Here is an 18,374-nt window from a genome sequence, read left to right as displayed (position 1 = left end):
GACGGGCATAGGGATAGTGCCCAAACTGCTAGGAGGGATGACCCGACAGAGTTATTGTTGGAGCCATGCAATTTCATGTTTCTCGTGCCAAAATTATAGTTCTTTGAGCCGTAAGTGGATCAATGATGGAATTGGAAAAAGATGTAATTGATGCAATTGAAAATGGCGAAATGATTCAAGCTATGAAATTGTTGCGTGAATCCAAGAAGGTTGACCTAAAAGAAGCAAAAATCATCGTTAATACTTATGTGCGTGAGAAAAATATACAATCCCCTCCCTCGGAAATACCTGGTCGCGCAGGATTAATCGGACTTTTGCTTATATTGGCGATCACGGGGTACCTGGCTTTTGGTCTTGGTGCTGGCTAGCGCCCAAGATTCAATACTACTTTGATCTTGTTATTTCTCTACTTGACCGAAATAAGGTTGTCAGCTAGCCGTAGCATTCTTTCCTGAATGCTATTGTTTATCCTATCTAGAAAATAGGATATCTAGACTTTGGTTTGCTCCTGAATCTTTAGATTACCTTTATACCTATTAAAGATTGTTTTAAAGCATTGCTACTGTTACCTGCTGTTTGGAATATTAACAATGGCTGCAACCCTTATTGACTCCCAAGTCTTTTCTGGTCTCTTTAGCTCTCCAGCAATGAGTGAGATATTTTCGGATCGGCAAAGAGTCCAATACTATCTGGATGTGGAAGCCGCCTTAGCCAGGGTTCAGGCACGACTTGGCATTATTCCTGAAGAGGCGGCTGATGAGATTTGCAGACATTGCCATACCGAAGAAATTGACCTCAAGCGATTAAAGTCTCAAACAGAATTGATCGGCTATCCGGTCTTGGGGGTTGTACAGCAGTTAGTTGAGCGCTGTAGTGATGGTCTTGGTCAGTGGTGTCACTGGGGCACTACAACCCAGGATATTACCGATACCGCTACCGTATTGCAGATTCGGGCAGCAATGGAGTTGGTGGAAACCGAAGTAGATGCGATCGCCGATGCACTGGCAACCCTGGCCAAGGATTACAGGGACACGCCAATGGTGGCTCGGAGTAACCTTCAGCAAGCTGTGCCAATTACCTTTGGCTATAAGGCAGCTGTATGGCTGGCTGGTTTCCACAGGCACCAGCAGCGCCTTGAGGAGATTAAGAAGCGTGCCTTTGTAGGAGAGTTTGGTGGTGCAGCGGGCAATTTGGCTTCTTTAGGAGAGCAGGGCCTTTTAGTGCAGGCTGGCCTTATGGAGGAACTCAACCTGGGTAAACCTTTGATTGCCTGGCACACCATGCGCGACAGGATTGCTGAAGTTGCTTGCCTGTTGGGTCTGATTACCGGCACATTGGGAAAAATAGCCCTAGATATCAAGCTGATGGCACAGACAGAAATTGGAGAGGTTACGGAACCCTTTACTTCAGGGCGAGGAGCTTCCAGTACTATGCCGCAAAAACACAACCCCGTCTCTTCGGTGTATATCAGCGGAATAGTACCCATTGTGCGGCAGCAGGTGGCGGCTTTACTGAATGCAATGGAAGAGGATTACGAGCGAGCGACAGGTACCTGGGAGATTGAATGGGTGGTTCTTCCTGAAATCTTCTGTTTATCTGCTGCTGCTTTGGCACAAGCTAGGTTTGCTTTAAGTGGTCTCAATGTGCACCCAGAAAATATGTTGCGAAATTTAGAAATAACGGGAGGACTGGTCTCTTCTGAAGCAGTGATGATGGGGCTAGGCCCCAAGCTTGGCCGTGAAAAAGCCCACGATCTGGTTTACAAAATTTGTTGCAAAGCAATAAAGACTGGTCGCCCCTTTGCCGACCTCTTAAAAGAAAATGCTGAGATAACTGGGGTTTTAAGTGGTAGTGAAGTGGATCACTTGCTCAATCCCAATAATTATCTGGGACTCTGCGGTGAGATGGTGGACCAGACACTGGCCAGGCAAGATAAGTGATGAGTAAAACGATATGTATTGGGGAAGCTGAGAAGCTCTGTTACCAATATATAGCTGCTGTAGAGCAGGGTAACTTGGAAGCATTACTGGCGCTTTTTACTCCAAATGCATCCGTATACTCTCCAATTTTTGGGGAGTGCTCTGTGAAGAGTTTTTACTCTTATATTTTTCGCTCAATCAGCAACCGTACAATGGTTTTGAGAAATATACTTTATGGTGGGGTGAAGACCAATCAGGTTGCCATTTATCTTAGCTATACCCGATCGGTAGAGGGGAGAGATCCAGCCACAATTGATGTAGTGGATCTCTTTGATTTCACTGATGACTTTAGTGCTTTTTCATCTGTGAAAATTATCTATGATACTGCTCCAATACATGGAGACTTTGTACATCCAAAAAATATGCCGCAGTAATCCAAAGCTATTCCTTGAATTTCAATTGTTGGGACCATTAACGGTAATGTTTATTGTGCTGAAACAGCAGCAAATGCCCGAAGCAACCCTGTGTTTGGAATCTTACCAGGAATTGGGCAGTGGAAGCTTTCGGAGTGTCCATAGTTGTAGCCATATAGCAGGTTACAGGCCATGACCTTGTGTCCAGCGGTGGTGGGGTGTACTGAGTCACCGGTAGGTACAATATTACCTTGGTCGGCAAGGAAGACTTTTGTTGAGGGAGCAATGCTAGCAACAGTACTTTTGATTTTTGTATTGTAATAGTCTGTACAGTGGTTGGATGGGTCCTGGCCATCCAGGTTCGTCCGGCGGGGGATTGTCGAAATCACAAAAGCAATTTTGTCGTTTGGTATCCCGAGCGCATTGAGGTGGTCGTATATTTTGCCTACCAAAGTTGTGTTATCCCGAATATTTTCCGTTGAAACAATACTGGCGACCACTTGATCGAGTTTCTTGGCAGTCGTACTTCCAGCTTGCGGGGTAGAGCTGCACTGAGTTGCGCCGCTCCTGTTGAGATGAGTGATATCGTTTGTGCCCAATTGAATGGGCACAATAATGGCATCCGTGGTTTCCAGATTTTGGTTTAACTGGCAGGCCTGGTTGTCTAGCCATCCCGCGCTATTGCCGCTCTCACGGCACATTTCAGTAACTACAGAGTTAAAGTAAGCGATGGAGTCAGCGCAGCTGGTAGAGCTGTAGCCTGCAGGGATCTGGTGACCTGTGGGGTTGAGAAAGCACAGCATATCGCTGGTGCTGGCTCCCGGAATACCTGTGTGCCAATAATTGCCAGTCTTCTTTTCTATGCCATCTGGCCCAGTAGGACCGCTCACGGTGCCGATAGTCTCTAGGGGTTGACCATTGTAGCTAATGGTCAGCGCACCATTATTGTCGCTGCTACTCAGGGGGAAATTGGATTTCCCATCGGCGGCTTCGACAATGTGTTGCCAGATTTGAGAGCGGAAGCCCATAGAGTTGTAGGGCAGTGTGGTCATACCGTAGGTGATGGAGTCACCAATAAACCAGAGTTTGATTTTTCCCGTTTCACCTTGGGCAGAGTTGCCAATACCGCTGGGTTGGGTAGCGGTATTAGGGGAGGTCGATGTATCGGAGGTACTAGCTTGGTCTGAGCTACTAGCCTGGCAAGTGGCGCTAAGGGTTGGCTTACTGTTGGTTCCGCTATATTCACCATTAAAGCCAAAAGCTCGAGCTTCCCCTGGCGGAATGGTTTCTTGGCCACTGGCTGTAACAGAGCCTGAGTGGTCAACTACTTTTGCATTCCAAAAATTTGTGACTTTCTGGTTGCCAGGCCATTGCCATTGTATTTGCCAAGCGTCCAAAGGTTGGCTGCCAGTATTGCGAATGACAATGTTAGCCATAAATCCATTGCCCCAGTCATCTTGAATGGAGTATTCCACTGTGCATTGACCTGAGGCCTGGGGTTGCGTATCCGGAGTTGTGGGTGTTGGATCTGTGCCTGTGCCTGTGCCTGTGGTCGGAGTTGTTGGTGGCGTAGTCGTATTGTTGTCCGGAGTGGTGGTAGCAGAAGATTCAAACCATTTTAGGGCGAAAGCGCGGAACTCTGATTCGGATGGTAACTTGCCCTGCTTGGCCTGATAGTTATTGAGATAGCTCTTGGCATCTTTGTAAAATTTTTCGTGGGTATGGTAAATCTCTTTTTTATTGCCGTTGTTATCGATCAGCCAATAGCCGACAAACTCATTGATCCAGCTATCGTATTCATTTCCGTACATCTGCCAGTAGAGAATAAACGGAGAACCCCATTCAAGAGCGGTTTTAATCACATTGCGGGAAAGCATATCCTGAGCTTCTCCGGAGCGGGTTCCCCAATCTTTAAACCAGGATTCCCCGTAGCCGTATTCACCGATAAACACGCGCTTTTCGAAGGGCAGTCCGGCCTTGTGCGGCAGCTTTGAATCAATAAAGTCCAATGCTTTGGTGAGCTCGGCATGTAGGGTGGCGAAGTCAGAGTGCTTTTCTTTGGTGGTAAGATCGTAGGCAGAATAGGAAACCAAGTCGACATTGGTATGTGGCAGGACCGCGTTGGTAATACGCTCTTTGCCCTGCATAGCGGATTCCACCCGGTTCACTTCAACATAGTGATACAGGTTGACGTTGGAGTGGCGTACATTGGCCTTGGCATCTTCAATGGCTTTTTGGCGGATATTCAGCCAGTCGATTAACCCCTGAATACGCAGCGGATCGATTTTCTGCTGGCTATCATCTCTTGTTCCATCGGCTTTCTGCACGAGATTCCAGTCGCCTTCCCAGTGACCGATCATAAAAGTCTTACCAGAGCCACTGTACTGCGTAAGCAGATATTCGGCCATCGCATAGATTTTATCGTACTGCCAGGTGAGCTCTTCCTGGGACATTCCTTTATTGTCCATCCAAGATCCGGAGTCCTCCACCCAGAACATATAGTGGGAGAAGTCCATATCCAGTACCTCTCGGTAAGCGGGTACTTCTTCCAGCATACGTTTGAATTGGTAGTCCAGACCTTTGCCCCTAAGCTCATCGTATAAGCCGGTGGAAAGGGCGATTTTAAGCAGGTTAGAGCCCATTGCACGGATAGCCTTGGCGGATTCCACCAAGGAGCCTTCGCCAGTGAAACTGTATTTCGGGCTGATCGTCTGGGTGCCGAGAATATAGTTGTAGCTTTCCAGGTCTGAGAGGGGTGTATTCCCTTTGGATGGCTCTGCCGGTGTCGTCGGCGTAGGTATTTGCTGGCTATCACAACTGGCATTGATTTTGGCTGGAACCTGCGCACCACCGGAGTAGGCGATGTTGAAGCCAAAAGAGCGAGCCTCACCTACAGGGATATTGGCAAAGTCGCCGGTCTCTTCAGCGGAGGCTGCATTGCCACTCTGGGATACCTTGGCATTCCAGGAACCGTCGATCACTTGGTCTCCAGGCCATTGCCAAGAGACGTTCCAGCCGTTAATAGGTTCTGTACCGGTATTGCGCACCACCACGGAAGCCATGTAGCCCTTGTCCCATTGGCTCTGAACAACCATATTCACTTCGCAGTTGGTTGCCGCCATTGAGAAAGGTGTGGTACCTAGTAGAAGAAGGGAGGTTAAGCCTGTTTTAAAAAATCTTACACGCATTTGATAACCACTAAATTATTCATTTTATGTAACCCTTCTAAGGCCCTTGGGGGACAAGAAAGTTTCTTTTGAGGAGGTCGACTCGGTTGTGACTTAAAGGTCAAAGCATAATTTTCTGACTAAACCGTTATCTATAGGGTTATCTTTTCTTTAAGGGCTTGATCAAGCCTGGTACTCCCTCTCGGCATTCTCTAAAGCTCTCATAGACTGGGAACTTTTGTTGGTTTTTAGCCATTTTCACCCTTGTGATGAAGTGACCTGAGACAAGTATGCCGATGTTCAAACCTTTATGAGAACGCATGAGTCATCTTCGTATTACTCAATTTGTTGAAATAAATAATGCTGTCATAACTGACAGACAGAAATAATTAATTGTTATTTATGTGCGCCGCTGGATTGGTACCACTTCGAGACTGAAAAATTCTGGATAATTTTGGCGGCCGCTGAATTCTGATAGGCATACTGAGCGGTGAAATTAGAGTATGCTGGCACCTACGTACCTATACAAATAATAAGCGATTGGTGCGATCAAGGACATTGACCCTGCCCATCACTCTCCGTGGTTTATCGGGATGTTGAGGCAGAGGTATCAGGAAGAGATAAAGGCCGGCGATAGTAGTTTCTTATAGTAGCTTCTTACTGTACTCCGGCATCCACTGGCCTGGCCAGTTTTCACCCCACAATATCAAGCTGACTTTTTGCGAAAGGGACTCACTTTTTTGGCGCTTCAAGGACATTGAGAGAAGGCCAATGCGGCAACTTTTCGTTTAAAAGAGTATGGAGAAAAAATGAAGACAATAATAATTCGGTGGTATGCCGCATTTTTTATGCTGCTTGGGTACACCCCCTTTGCCCTTAGCGCGGAATGGCTTTTGGGTGCAGGTAAATATGACATCACTGGTCCAGCCGCCGATGTGGGTATGGTTGGTTACGGTGAAACCAGCCAGACCACCAAGGGAATCCATAGCCGCCTATGGTCCCGTGCATTTGTGATTGCCAATGCACAGGATAGTGAGCGCCTGGTGTTTGTCTCTGCCGATTTACAGGGTATTCCCCAGGGGGTTAAACAGGGAGTAATTGCCAAACTTAAGAGCAAATATGGCAACAGCCGCTATACCGATGAAAACGTTATGCTCACGGCTACCCATACACATGTTGGGCCCGGTGGTTACGACCATTATGTGATGTTAAACATGAGCGCGCTTGGCTATGCGGAGGATAACTACAACGCGATCGTTGAAGGTATCTACCAATCAATAGTTTCTGCGAATAATGGTTTGGCAGAGGGTGACATTTATCTGGAGCAGGGCACACTGCTTAACACCAGTATCAATCGAAACCCGGAGCCATATGCGCAAAATCCAGATGCCGAGGACTATCAATACGATACCAATAAGACCATGACCCAGCTCAAGCTGGTGAATGCCAATAATGAAGCTCTAGGTATTATTAACTGGTTTGCGGTGCACAATGTTTCACTCGGTACCAGCCAGCGTCAGCTGAGTAGTGATCACAAGGGCGCTGCCAGTTATTTATTTGAACAGTGGGCAGCAAGCCAGGCAGATACCACAGGGAGTTTTGTCGCAGCCTTTGCCAATAGTAATTTGGGTGATGCTTCCCCCAATATTTGTGGACCGGGGGATGGTTGTGGCTCTAGCGAGTATGAGAGCCTTATGTTGGCTGCAGAAAAACAAGTAACTAAGGCTAAGTCTCTCTACAGTGCTTCCGGCAGTAAATTATTAAACGATCTCGATTACCGTCACCAGTATATTTATTTTCCCGGTTATACCGTAGCTGGAGAATATACCGGCGAAGGGCAACAGAATATATGTGAGGGCGCCGTGGGCTGGTCATTTACTGCCGGTTCCTCCTGGGATGGCCCTAGTGGGATCGATGGTATCTTCGAGGGTATGTCTGTTGAAAATGAGGGCACCGAGTGGGATCGCAGTGAGAGCCTGTTCGAATCCGTGATCAGTGGTTTCCCGCTTTTTGGGCTGATGAATGCTTTCTCCGCTGCTGCGGTTTACGAGGATACACAGGACGATCCCTGCCAATATCCCAAGCCCACTTTTGTCGAGCGCAAAGTGATTGGACAGGAGTTGTATACCCCCTATCTGCCATTCCAGATGTTCCGTATCGGCTCTCTGGTCCTGGTCGCCGCACCGGGTGAAATGACTACTATGGCCGGTCGCCGTTTACAGGAACAAGTATTGTCTGCGATGCAAGGTCACGGTATTTCTACTGTGGTTATTGCCGGTCTGGCCAATGCTTATACCGGTTATGTCACCACTCATGAAGAGTTTGACCGCCAGCACTACGAAGGTGGGCATACGATCTATGGCCCCAACACCCTAGCGGCTTACCAACAGATTTACACGGAAATGGCCGATGCCATGAACAATGATTTGGCGGTCGATGCTGGACCGACACCGGCGGATTTATCCGATGACCAGATCATACATGTCATTGGTGTGGTCTACGATGACAAGCGCCTATGGGAATCCTTTGGGCAGGTTTGGGATGATGTGCGTAACAGCTATTCCGTTGGCGATACCGTCTCCGCAAGCTTCCGCTCAGGCCACCCACGCAATAATCTCAGAACCGGGGGCACTTTTATCGAAGTGCAGCGCAAGGTAAATGGCAGCTGGGAAACTTATCTTACGGATAATGACCTGGATACCCGTTTTATCTGGACACGGGATACTGCGGTAGACTGTTTAGCTTGCTCTTTTGCCGAGGGGCAGTGGGTAATCGGTGAGGATACCCCTGCGGGTACTTATCGCATCAAGCACAAAGGTAACTGGAAGAGTGGTTGGAGCGGTAAAATCACGAGTTACAGCGGAAAGTCCAGCAGTTTTACTGTGAATAAATAAGCCACTAGGGCTCACTCAAATCCCCAGAAAGCAGGCCGTGGGAACGGCCTGCTCTGGAGAGAACTATTTGCAATTCTTCCCTTTCATCGTTGTTTATTGGGCCGGTACCTTTTGTAGTTGAAAGTGGGCTAGGGCCTTTTCAGCAATTTCCTTGCCATACTCCTGTACGAAATGACCGGCCTCTTCAACTTTGAGAGGTTGCGGGCAGTTTTTGATGGTGCTCCTCAGCATTGCCATTACTTTTTCACCGAGCACAGCATCTCGCATTCCAATCGCCATAAAGCTATCGCCTTCCCAGTTGCTGGACCAGAACTCCCTGGCTCTAAGCCCCAGTTCCGCACCCTCCATACCGGGATCAACCGGCACAATCGAAGGGAAACGGCGGACCCCAGCCTTATAGCGGTTGTCTGGGAAGGGCGCATCATAAGCGACTATATCCAAGAGATTAACTTCAGATCTGGCATCATTGGCGATCAGTCCACCCACCGGGATTTCTGGAACACTGACAGAGAAGTTTCTCCAGTGGTAAAAACCTTCAGAGGCACCATCCCCGGCTGCAATCGCGGTATTCATTACCAATAAACGAGTAAATCTACCAGGCATATCCATAGGGAGGGTGAGTCCCAGTAGGCCGCCCCAATCCTGGCAAACCAAAGTGATATTTTTAAGGTTCAGGTGCTCAATCAGTTGTATCAGACTGTTTCGATGGAAGTTAAAGGTATAGACCTTGTCATCCACAGGCTTGTCTGAACGACCAAAACCAAAGAGATCCGGGGCAACGACCCGATGCCCGGCTTCAACAAATACTGGAATCATTTTGCGGTATAAATAGCTCCAGCTTGGCTCTCCGTGCAGGCACAGGAATGTCGTTTCCGCACTGGAGTTTCCTTCATCAATATAGGCCATGCGCATGGAATCGTAGCCATCCAGGCTATCGATATAATGAGGTTGGTAGGGAAAACCAGGCAGAATGGAGAAGCGTTCTTCGGGAGTTCTTAATCGCTCAATAGACATAGATAACCCTCTTTTATTAAAAAGTTGGTAAGTGGTCTTATGCTGTGAATCCTCGACGTTCAACCATAGCCTAATAAATAGGCTGAATAAAGTTGACAAGGTGTATAAATGGTTCCTTAGAGTTTTAAATACACTGGTTTCGAAAATTTAATCTCCTGCTGGAAAGGACCATTCCCATGATTTTGATCTTTATAATTTGAATAGAGATTAAGGACTGGCGATTTTCATTATTAACTGCCAGCTTACTTGCCATATTAAAAATATGGCTCTCTCATCTAAAATTCATGCATGGCGAGCTCCAGGAAGGGATCTGCTGTAGCTATCTATCTACAAGTTACCACTCACTGCCCTGGGTCTTCCGGCATTCCGGCATACTTGCGGGTCAATTGACCTGATAGATCTGATTACCTGAACGAGCAAAGAGGTGTTGTATAGTGCACCCAATATCAGCCCCCATAACCGGGGGCTAATCAGTTCATAATTTAGGTAGTGAGACAAGATGGAGTATCAGTCCTCGAAGAGTGCAGTTTTGCAGCTTTGGAAGAAGTTTGGTGGTTCGGCGTTTGGACGCTGGGCAGTTTCTAAGATTGTCGCTTTCAAGGCACCTTACTTCAGGTCTATCAAGCCCTGCTTTACCCAAATATCACCTGGGCGCGTAGAGGTATCTTTGAAGAAACGCTGGACTGTGACGAACCATATCGGCACCGTGCATGCCATTGCCATGTGCAATGCTGCTGAACTTGCCGGTGGGGTTTGTCTGGATGTTTCTCTGGATCGCCGCTTCCGCTGGATTCCTGTGGGTATGGAAGTCAAGTACCTGAAAATGGCGAAAACCAACCTGAGAGCGGTTTGTGAGTATCCAGATTTTGCCTCCATTGAGGCTGGGGATGTAGTGATGCCGGTGGGAGTCTTCGATACCAATGGTGAGGAGGTATTCCACGCGGATATCACTATGCGGGTATCCCAACGTCCTGTAACCAAGTAATGGTTTCTCGATGGGCTGTGGCTTGTCAGCACGCATACAGCCTGTCGTAAATTGCCAAAATTTATCTTTCATAGAAGGCTTGGATGGCCTCCATGGCCTTTTCCCGACAACTTTGGCGTATCAGACCTGGTCTCTTAAGCAGTTCTAGGTGGGTGTCGGTGATAGTTGTAAGGGGGGAGTGGGTGTAGAGAGGTCCAGAAAGTCGTAAAATAGATCAGCTGGTAATAGTTATCGATCGACTACCTGGAGGAATTATGGGTTTAATTTGGAAACTGGATCATTCGACATCTCCCTTTGAAGAGGTCGAGGGAGGTGTTGCTGAGTATGAAGTACATAGTACTGAAAGCCCGGCACTATGCAGCGATGATATTTATCAGGATCTTGCTGAGAACTTGGAGCTGGCCATTTCCAAATTTAACCAAAACGTTAACGATGCTTCCCGCTTTTTCCTGATCCACTGGGAGCCACTAGCTTCGACTTTAACATTGTCTGTCACGGATGACCAAAGAGAGAATGATTCTCGAGTGGTTGTTCGCTGTCATTTCATAGCGCTAGAAAAGCAATTACAAGAATCCGAATATGAATCTGACAGTGAAAAGCAAGCTGCACTGGGGATGTTTTCTGAGGACTTGCATTTTTGGTGCAAGGAGTTTCTCTCTACTGATCAAGGGTTTAGTCAGTTCTCTTTGATTGCACTCTTTACCGATAGCACTAGGGACCGGGCAGTTATTCTATAGGTAACCCAGTATTAGAATATGTTTTATGGGTGGTTGTTTCTTCTTGCGAGTGAGTAAGAAATAGCCTACCTTTCCCTTAATTTTGTTTTCAATAATCTTTTACTCCGGCGAGTTTACTTTACAGATACTCTGAAGTTTTTCACGATTTATAGATTTGAGGAATACTCTGTATACCAGTTGTTAGTTTCCCAAACTTTTATCTTTTCGAATTTGATATCTGGGCCAGAGTTATGGGTTATAATTTTTTGGCGAATGGCTTCATACCAAGCTTTGGCAAGATTTTCAGAGCTTGGTTTAAAGGGGGTTATGCATAGTTTCCCAACCTTTGAACTCTTTAGAATAAAATGTGGCTTGTTTTGTTGTTGGTTGATGATGCTTGTAAATTCATCGGAGCTGATGATTTCCTTTAGAAAGGGATCTTGAGAGTCAATAATCGTAGCGTGATCACATAAGTCTTTAATCTCGGCTCTAAATATACTTTTTAAGAAAGACATATCTGTGGGTGGATCTTGGTATTTTACCCTGCATGTACATTCCACCCGATACCTATACCCAACAAAGCCCTCTTCCAGGTAGTTGTCCTCGATATAGGCGTAATTTACTTTCTTGGTAATATTGAGATCAATACAGTAGGTGATATTGAAATGCTGAGCCATTGGGGTGATCTCTTGATTTGCTTAGATTGTCGCTACTAGCTGATGAGTATAATAGATTTTTTGAGGTTTTCTGGATGAGGTTTTCAATGTGAGGTTAATAATATTTTTAACTGCACAAACCAAATTCTAAATGGCAGATTATATTGGTAGGGGTTAAGCAGTTAAGCAATTGTTCATTATTTTATAAGGAAATACTGGGAGAATTTATGGCGAGAAGTAGGATGAGATATGCTTTTAGAGGGAGTGCTTAGGCTCGATTCCCACTCTGCCCAGTTATTACCGCGGCACCAATCATATGTGCTAACCGGAGGGCTTCAGGTACGTTACCGTTATCGGTAGCTTGCTCTAGCACCTGGACAGCAATATTCGGGGGACAGCCCTGTACCTGGAAGTGAAACCCTCTGTCAGAGTAAATTTCACCCGCTTTTAGTAGAGTTTGCCTGCGCAGTGGGTAATCAGAGAAATTCATTAGCGCTTTATCAATGGCCAACATGTCGGGAGGCCTGCGCATTACGGCGATGCAAGGGCATCTTAGTGATTCGGTCAGCTTGGGTAAGTCGATGATGTTGAAGCCTCCAACGGCGAGGCCATCAATTAGCACTACGTTAATTTGTGGGTAAAATTTGCTGTTTTGCAGTAACTGCGTAATAACTTCGGTGGCATCCATACCATCCTTTTGTACTTTACCCCAGAGCATGCCCTCAAAGCGGGTGTTGGTACAAATTATCCCACTGATGTTAACCGGTGAGCCCCGTTCCTTTTGGAAAGGAGCATCGTCAAAGCCAATAATGCGAAGTCTTTTCTTCAGGCGAAGAAGTTCTGCGAGGGGCTTCATCGGCTATGTTTTCATTTGCTGGAATAGATAGGGAAAGAGCCGCAGCTTCTCCTCCTGAGTAAGAGATTCGACCCGTTGGATATTATTTTCCGGAATGCTCTCCGGATCTGGATAGAGGTCGATCATTTTGGCCAGGTTTTCTTCCCTCAGTAGGTGCAGAATCGGGTAGGGAGCACGATTGGTGAGGTTCTCTGCGTCCTCTGGGGCAGTACCTGCGAATTGATAGTCTGGGTGGAAGCTGGCCAGCTGGTAGGTGCCCTCGTAGCGGTTGCGCTCCAGAAGCCATTCAGCCAGATCGAGAAACTGGTTGTAGTCAGAAAAGTCCTGAAGATGTTTGGGAATAATCAGCAGGGTAGTTAGTAGCTCATCTTCCGGCGTGCTGTCGAGTAATTGAAGCTCTTTGAGGAGGTCCGCTAGTAGAGCATTATCCTCATCTGCCTCGCTGACTTTGTAGCGAATCTGGCCAGCGCGCTGGGGTTTGCGCGCAAAAGGGCAAAGGTTTAGGCCCACCACAACATTGGTGAGCCATTGTTCCACTACCTGAGTAACATCTTGCTCCATGAACTCGCTTACCACATCAGGTCGTCAGGAATTTGGAAGTCAGCGTAGGGGTCATCTTCATCCATTGGAGTGGAAGTCTCTGCGGGCTTCACGATGATCTCGGCATTGCGCTCGGCAATTTTGTCGGCGATTACTCTGGGTACCAGTTCAAAGCGTTCACCCTGGGCGACAATTACCAGGCGGCCAGCTATTAAGTGGTCACGCAGTGTCTCACTGACATAAATAGTTTTGATTTTTTTATCAAAGGTGAAATTGTAAGCAGTTTCGCCAGAGTAGGGCTGTCGGTTGTTTTCCACCAGTTGCTTGATTTGTGCGGCGATGGCCTTTTGTTGAGCCGCCGCATCGCGTTCGGCATTCAGTGCACGATCCCGTGCGGCCTTCTCGGCGCGGGCCTGTTGCGCGGCCAGTTTGGTTTCATCAACCTGTGGCTGTGATGATTTCTTTGCAACCTTTTGCTGCTTGCGCTTTTCCTTACCGATCTGCTTGGCTTTTTTCTTGTCGACGAGTCCCGCTTGTAATAGCTGGTCTTGCAGTGAGGCCATAGTCTGTATCCTGCAATTGTGAATTGGATTATGAGCCGCCATTTGCTTGGTGGCCACTTGGTCAAGTTGTAATCAGAGAGTTTCCCTGACATGGGTGTAGGGCATTTTACCCGAAGATGGCCTTAGTGCTGGCAGGGAATTTGAATTAGGGAGTCCATGGCTTACCGGAAGTGGCGGTAGCAATAATTTCATCGGGTTCTTTACCCTCGCTCAACATCTGTGCGCCCCCTGGAATCATTAGTGCTGAGCCGGTGGCGATAGCCACGCGCTTGCCGCTGGGGGTGTCGATGTTACAGGAGGAAACCCTTAGCTGGCGACCGCGGTGCAAAACCTGAGCTTCGAGGATCAGATCCCCACTATTTAGCTTGGCCGGTCTGGCAAAGCGAATGTGCATATCGAGGGTGGCAAAAATACTGCCCGCTGGTAATGTGGAATATACGGCTCCCCCCATGGTGAAGTCCGCCGCCCAGGCCAGCAGCCCTCCGTAGATAGACAGGGTGCCGTTAGAGAACCAGGGAGATGAGGGCATAGTAGAGATACAGCGGCCGTTCTCGATTTCGATCGCGCGGTAGCCGGTAAGCATCCATATAGGGTGAGTGCGGCCCTCGTTAATGGTGGTGCGCTGCAGTTCAATGGGCGTCTGCTCAGGTAAGTGCGCCATATCGCAAAAATAGGGCTTGGGTGGAGGTCTCAGGTATGGATCTGGTGGATCAGTGGGCCCCAAGTCTGGCAGTGGCAATTCCTGATTTGGGTTGACCGGAAAGTCAGCAATCAGGCAGCGGGTGCTACCATAAGCAAGGGTTCTACCTTCCTGGTCATTAATCTGGATACTGGAGAGGCCGACCTGGCTACCAGAGTGCACCGTGGTGGCTCTGCCGACAATATTTTGTGTGGTGCTGGTAATAGGCCGGATAAAACACATGTTCAGCTCAGACGTGCTGAGTACTTTACCGGCTGGCAGGGTGGTCCAGATTGCGGAGGCGAGGGGTGCGTCAGCGAACATCGCATAGATACCACCCCAGTAAACGCCGGTACCGTCTGCCAGCCAGGGCGTAATAGGCATTGAGTAAGTGGCTTTACCAAGCCCCGCTTCCGTTGGCTGCATGCCCGTGAGCCGCCAAAAGGGCGGTCCCGGTAGACTTCCTCGAATATATCGCTTGAAAGTCTGTAGACCGGGTTGTTGCAACGCTCGCAGGTCACAGATGGCACCGCGATGAACTTCGTCGGTGATATTGGTCATCCCCCGCCTCCAAATTCATCTATTGCAAGATTAATGTGCAAAGGCTTGGTCAACGAGGGAATGTGGGGGTGGTTTTGCGGCAGGTATTTTGGACCTGCCGCTGATTGGCAGAGGGGAGTAGTTATTTCGGAGAAAAATCTGGCAAATTCAGGGTTAGGGTGGTTTTTTCAATTGGGCGCCCCTCCAAAAACAAGTTGATGGTTTCCTGTATCTCGGGGGATGCCATAAATAAATTGTGTCCGGCATTTTCTACTGTCACTAAAGTGGCATTGTCCAACCCCGACATTGCCTCGCGTTGGCTCTCTATATAGGTTCTCCCATCCAATGTGCCACTTAAAAGTAAAACAGGAATATCACTGCGGGGGTTACTGCGGAAATTCTCACCCAGGTCAAGCTCCCTGGCCAATCCATCATAGTGATAGGAAAAGTTGAGGTAGTCACCAAGCAAAGCGTTTTCGGCTTGCTCCCTCACTTGTAGCTTGCGTTGCTTACTCATACCTGAGGCAATATCCATTGCCGTTGGCATGGCGTGCAGGGAGATTGGCGTTCCCGGGCTGTGGAATCCATCGGGGAAGTAACGTTTGGGCACCTGATCAAAAGCTGGTACCTGCCCCAAATCGATCGAGCGGTAGAAACCCAATAAATAGGCGGCACTTTTGGGGTCAGCGATAAAAGAGGAAGCTATCCGCTGCATATCCCGGCGTTGAAGTAGGTAATCCAGATTTCCGCCATCTCGCTGAGGGATCTGAATTTTAATTGGTTCCCGCTCCAGCTTTGTGTGCACTCTTTTGATCAGTGCCTTGATATCCGGGTAGGCAGCTTTAGCGGAGGGCTGTTGATCCACGGCTATTTGCAGACGGTCCAGGTAAGACTCAGTTCGTGCAGGTAGTTTAACAGTCTGGTCAAGGCCCTCAGCGCTGGAAAGAATAACTCTATCGACCGAGCCTTCGATTTCCCTCAATGCCGCTAAGGCCAGATGGCTGCCATAAGATGTGCCCCACAGGACAATTTTCTCTGCGCCCAGATGTTGGCGTAGGGCTTCCAGGTCGCGGGCATTTTCCAGGGTATTATAGCCCGAGAGATCGATGCCTTTTTCGCGCCAGAATGTTAAGCATTCTCGCAATGCTTCGCGATGATATTCGATGTATTTGGCGTCGGAGATTTTTTCCAGTGCGGGAACCACTTGTCGGGATTCACAGTTAGGAAGATCGTTTGAGCGGCCGGTGCCCCGCTGGTCCAAGGCGATGACATCGCCGTACTCCCGCAGGGCCATAAACATATCAAAACGGTAGTTAACGGCCATAATACCCGACCCGCCTGGGCCACCAGCTAGATAGATGATGGGTGGGCCCGGTTGCTTTCCGGTTGCAGGAAAGCGTACATAGTGAATTTTTAGCGAGCGGCTTTTAGGAATACCGCGATTTTCTGGTACTTCAAAGAAGCCCTTAAGACCATCCGCGGTCTGTTTGTTCCAGGTTGTAAAAGTGAATAATTCCTCGTTTTTAGCGGGCTCTGCATGGGTGATTGCTGTGCTAGTGAGGAGGCCTAAAAATAGAATCCCCTTAATCAAGGGGTGGTTGAAGATAAAACGCATTGACTAGTGTCCTTCCTTAGATCGAATTTTTCGTATTTTATACTTGAAAAATATTGATTGAGCCAATTGACAACAGGATGAGAAATCTTCTCGGGCTTTCCTTGCTAGGCGAACTTATTTCAATCCTTTATAGGGAAAGCTTGATATTTATCGATGTAGCGTTTTAGGCCATCATTCTTCTTTGGTCAGTCTTGATTTCGCTAAATAGACAGGTTGTCACAAAAAGCATAAAAGTCTTAATAGTCACACTGACTTTATATGCTGCTCTTTATTTCATAAACTTTTCACAATCGTACTAGTAGGGTATTGGGACTATTGGTGTCGCTAAGGGCAGGGCGGTGTTGATTAAGAAGATCGATTGCCAGGTAACGTTCAGCTTGGTTAAGAATAAACGATTAACTCCGGCTTGGGATGTATTAGGTGAGTGAGGTGTATGAGCTTGCTTAGTGATTGTATGGGTTGATGTTGCTTGTCGTGAAAAAGGCGTTCTATTCTGCTTGAAGACTTCTGAGAGAAGTTTATCTAAATTTCCTGTGCGGTTATTCTCCGTTAATGTAATTGTAGTTTTTTGAGGTCGATGATTTTTCTTGATGGTAGCTGCCGCCAAGCGTTTGCTGTGTTTTGCTTGTTTTTAGTGTTGTGGGGGTGTTGTCTTAAGTTAATTATAAAAATAAATTTTTCCATTCTCATGTATGTTGTTCTGTTTGTTTGTCTAATCTTTTCTGTGTTGAAGGATGCTAAATAATTAGTTGAATCACGTGTGTGTTTCACTATGGATAAATTTTATCAAAAAGATATTTCTCCTTGGGTGGATGAGTACCTTCCAAGGTTGAGGCGATATTTCTCATCTAGAGTAAACTCTGCTGATGTTGATGATCTGGTGCAGGAGGTTTTTGCTCAGTTACATTGGCACCTTAATCAATCCGATATAGAGATTGAAAACCCAAGAAGCTATATTTTTGCAGTTGCTAAAAATCTTTTGGTTAGTCATAGCCGATACCAAAAGTCCCGATGCCGAACGCTCCATGAATCACTCTCGCAAGATTTGGATATTCCCGATGTGATCACGCCTGAACGTACAGTAATCGGTATACAGGATTGTCGATGCGTATTGAAGGCGATTTTAGGGTTGCCACCCCGAGCAGGGGCTGCATTCAAATTTCACCGCTTTGAAGGTATGACCTATCAGGATATTGCCGAACGTATGGGTATTTCCAAAGAGTCGGTAAAGGAGCTTATTCAGCGCGCACTGATAAAACTGAGGAGGGCTTTGGAAGAGGTTCCGTAGCTCTTTCTCTCAAATATTTTAATATAATTATCCTTCAGGTTAAGGCTGATGAGGTAGGAATATTGCCCAATCGTTAGATGCTTCAAAATGCTTCCAGTGTGCTCCAGTAGTGTTAATCGAAGAATAGTTGTTCTGACTCTTTGTCAACAAGCAATCTAAATACTTCGAGATTTGTTAAGTTTAAGATGGGTTTACCCTGCTTCGTAAGTGCGCTCCTCTATCCGCTTGCATTTCCAAATTTTAAATCCACTTTTGCTAGCTTGAACTACACTCCTGAAGGTTTTTCAGGAGTGAAAGATAGAGAAAACCTGCATTCCCTTGCTGGAAACTAATCCTTATATAAATGTTGACTGAACGGTTGGTCACTGGAATGTTTGGTCATTGCTTTTGTTTTTTTATGTTAATTTGATTGGGTTAATTTTTTGGTTGTAGGGGGTGTGTATATAGAAAAAAGCTTTGATAGGTAGGGGTATCCCCCCGATTGAAATTGAAATGCGTCTTTAACCTGGTTAGGCCTGAGATAAGGTGG

General features: G+C 47.1%; 15 protein-coding genes. 7 read left to right on the top strand and 8 right to left on the bottom strand.

Going from position 1 to position 18,374, the window contains the following annotated elements; all coding sequences use genetic code 11:
• Nucleotides 1-122 precede the first annotated feature (122 nt).
• From ACXAFI_RS12260 to ACXAFI_RS12250, 3 genes are all read left to right on the top strand, one after another.
• Nucleotides 123-368, top strand: a complete 246-nt coding sequence (locus ACXAFI_RS12260; protein WP_152452646.1) for a hypothetical protein — start codon at nucleotides 123-125, stop codon at nucleotides 366-368.
• A gap of 222 nt (nucleotides 369-590) precedes the next feature.
• The gene (pcaB, locus tag ACXAFI_RS12255) at nucleotides 591-1,940 is read left to right on the top strand and encodes a 3-carboxy-cis,cis-muconate cycloisomerase (RefSeq protein ID WP_475109036.1); all 1,350 of its coding nucleotides are present in this window, start codon (nucleotides 591-593) and stop codon (nucleotides 1,938-1,940) included.
• Entirely contained in the window at nucleotides 1,940-2,353 is a 414-nt protein-coding gene (locus ACXAFI_RS12250; protein ID WP_475109035.1) for a nuclear transport factor 2 family protein, read from the top strand. The genes pcaB and ACXAFI_RS12250 overlap by 1 nt, the downstream gene beginning before the upstream one ends.
• A 50-nt stretch (nucleotides 2,354-2,403) precedes the next feature.
• Here ACXAFI_RS12250 and ACXAFI_RS12245 read toward each other — a convergent pair whose 3' ends face one another.
• Nucleotides 2,404-5,520 carry a cellulose binding domain-containing protein gene (locus ACXAFI_RS12245; protein ID WP_475109034.1) on the bottom strand — a complete coding sequence of 1,039 codons (3,117 nt, stop codon included), beginning with the start codon at nucleotides 5,518-5,520 and terminating at the stop codon, nucleotides 2,404-2,406.
• Nucleotides 5,521-6,308: 788 nt separating this feature from the next.
• Between ACXAFI_RS12245 and ACXAFI_RS12240 the strand changes: the two genes are divergently transcribed.
• Complete coding sequence (locus ACXAFI_RS12240) at nucleotides 6,309-8,393, top strand: neutral/alkaline non-lysosomal ceramidase N-terminal domain-containing protein (protein WP_475109033.1); 2,085 nt, start codon at nucleotides 6,309-6,311, stop codon at nucleotides 8,391-8,393.
• Nucleotides 8,394-8,486: 93 nt separating this feature from the next.
• On the opposite strand, the gene ACXAFI_RS12235 is transcribed toward ACXAFI_RS12240, so the two are convergent.
• Nucleotides 8,487-9,407, bottom strand: a complete 921-nt coding sequence (locus tag ACXAFI_RS12235; RefSeq protein ID WP_475109032.1) for a haloalkane dehalogenase — start codon at nucleotides 9,405-9,407, stop codon at nucleotides 8,487-8,489.
• A 499-nt stretch (nucleotides 9,408-9,906) separates the two neighbouring features.
• Between ACXAFI_RS12235 and ACXAFI_RS12230 the strand changes: the two genes are divergently transcribed.
• Nucleotides 9,907-10,392: a hotdog fold domain-containing protein gene (locus ACXAFI_RS12230; protein WP_475109031.1), complete on the top strand. Its 486-nt coding sequence runs from the start codon at nucleotides 9,907-9,909 to the stop codon at nucleotides 10,390-10,392.
• Between the two features lie 254 nt (nucleotides 10,393-10,646).
• Complete coding sequence (locus ACXAFI_RS12225; protein ID WP_475109030.1) at nucleotides 10,647-11,129, top strand: hypothetical protein; 483 nt, start codon at nucleotides 10,647-10,649, stop codon at nucleotides 11,127-11,129.
• A 146-nt stretch (nucleotides 11,130-11,275) separates the two neighbouring features.
• On the opposite strand, the gene ACXAFI_RS12220 is transcribed toward ACXAFI_RS12225, so the two are convergent.
• The 6 genes from ACXAFI_RS12220 to ACXAFI_RS12195 all read right to left on the bottom strand — a co-directional run bounded on the left by ACXAFI_RS12220 (nucleotide 11,276) and on the right by ACXAFI_RS12195 (nucleotide 16,557).
• Nucleotides 11,276-11,785, bottom strand: a complete 510-nt coding sequence (locus ACXAFI_RS12220) for a 6-carboxytetrahydropterin synthase (RefSeq protein WP_475109029.1) — start codon at nucleotides 11,783-11,785, stop codon at nucleotides 11,276-11,278.
• Nucleotides 11,786-12,032: 247 nt separating this feature from the next.
• Complete coding sequence (locus tag ACXAFI_RS12215; RefSeq protein WP_475109028.1) at nucleotides 12,033-12,620, bottom strand: endonuclease dU; 588 nt, start codon at nucleotides 12,618-12,620, stop codon at nucleotides 12,033-12,035.
• A 3-nt stretch (nucleotides 12,621-12,623) separates the two neighbouring features.
• Nucleotides 12,624-13,181 carry a DUF1415 domain-containing protein gene (locus ACXAFI_RS12210; RefSeq protein WP_475109027.1) on the bottom strand — a complete coding sequence of 186 codons (558 nt, stop codon included), beginning with the start codon at nucleotides 13,179-13,181 and terminating at the stop codon, nucleotides 12,624-12,626.
• 8 nt (nucleotides 13,182-13,189) lie between these two features.
• Nucleotides 13,190-13,723, bottom strand: a complete 534-nt coding sequence (locus tag ACXAFI_RS12205) for a DUF2058 domain-containing protein (protein ID WP_475109026.1) — start codon at nucleotides 13,721-13,723, stop codon at nucleotides 13,190-13,192.
• 145 nt (nucleotides 13,724-13,868) lie between these two features.
• Entirely contained in the window at nucleotides 13,869-14,963 is a 1,095-nt protein-coding gene (locus ACXAFI_RS12200) for a PaaI family thioesterase (RefSeq protein ID WP_475109025.1), read from the bottom strand.
• Between the two features lie 121 nt (nucleotides 14,964-15,084).
• Nucleotides 15,085-16,557 carry an alpha/beta hydrolase gene (locus ACXAFI_RS12195; protein WP_475109024.1) on the bottom strand — a complete coding sequence of 491 codons (1,473 nt, stop codon included), beginning with the start codon at nucleotides 16,555-16,557 and terminating at the stop codon, nucleotides 15,085-15,087.
• Nucleotides 16,558-17,329: 772 nt separating this feature from the next.
• Here ACXAFI_RS12195 and ACXAFI_RS12190 point away from each other — a divergent pair.
• Complete coding sequence (locus ACXAFI_RS12190) at nucleotides 17,330-17,845, top strand: RNA polymerase sigma factor (protein ID WP_152452674.1); 516 nt, start codon at nucleotides 17,330-17,332, stop codon at nucleotides 17,843-17,845.
• The last annotated feature ends 529 nt before the right edge of the window (nucleotides 17,846-18,374 follow it).

Source organism: Microbulbifer sp. ABH2_005 (assembly GCF_056160005.1).
Note: the sequence above shows the minus strand (reverse complement) of the source record. Positions and strands in the feature narration are given on the sequence as shown.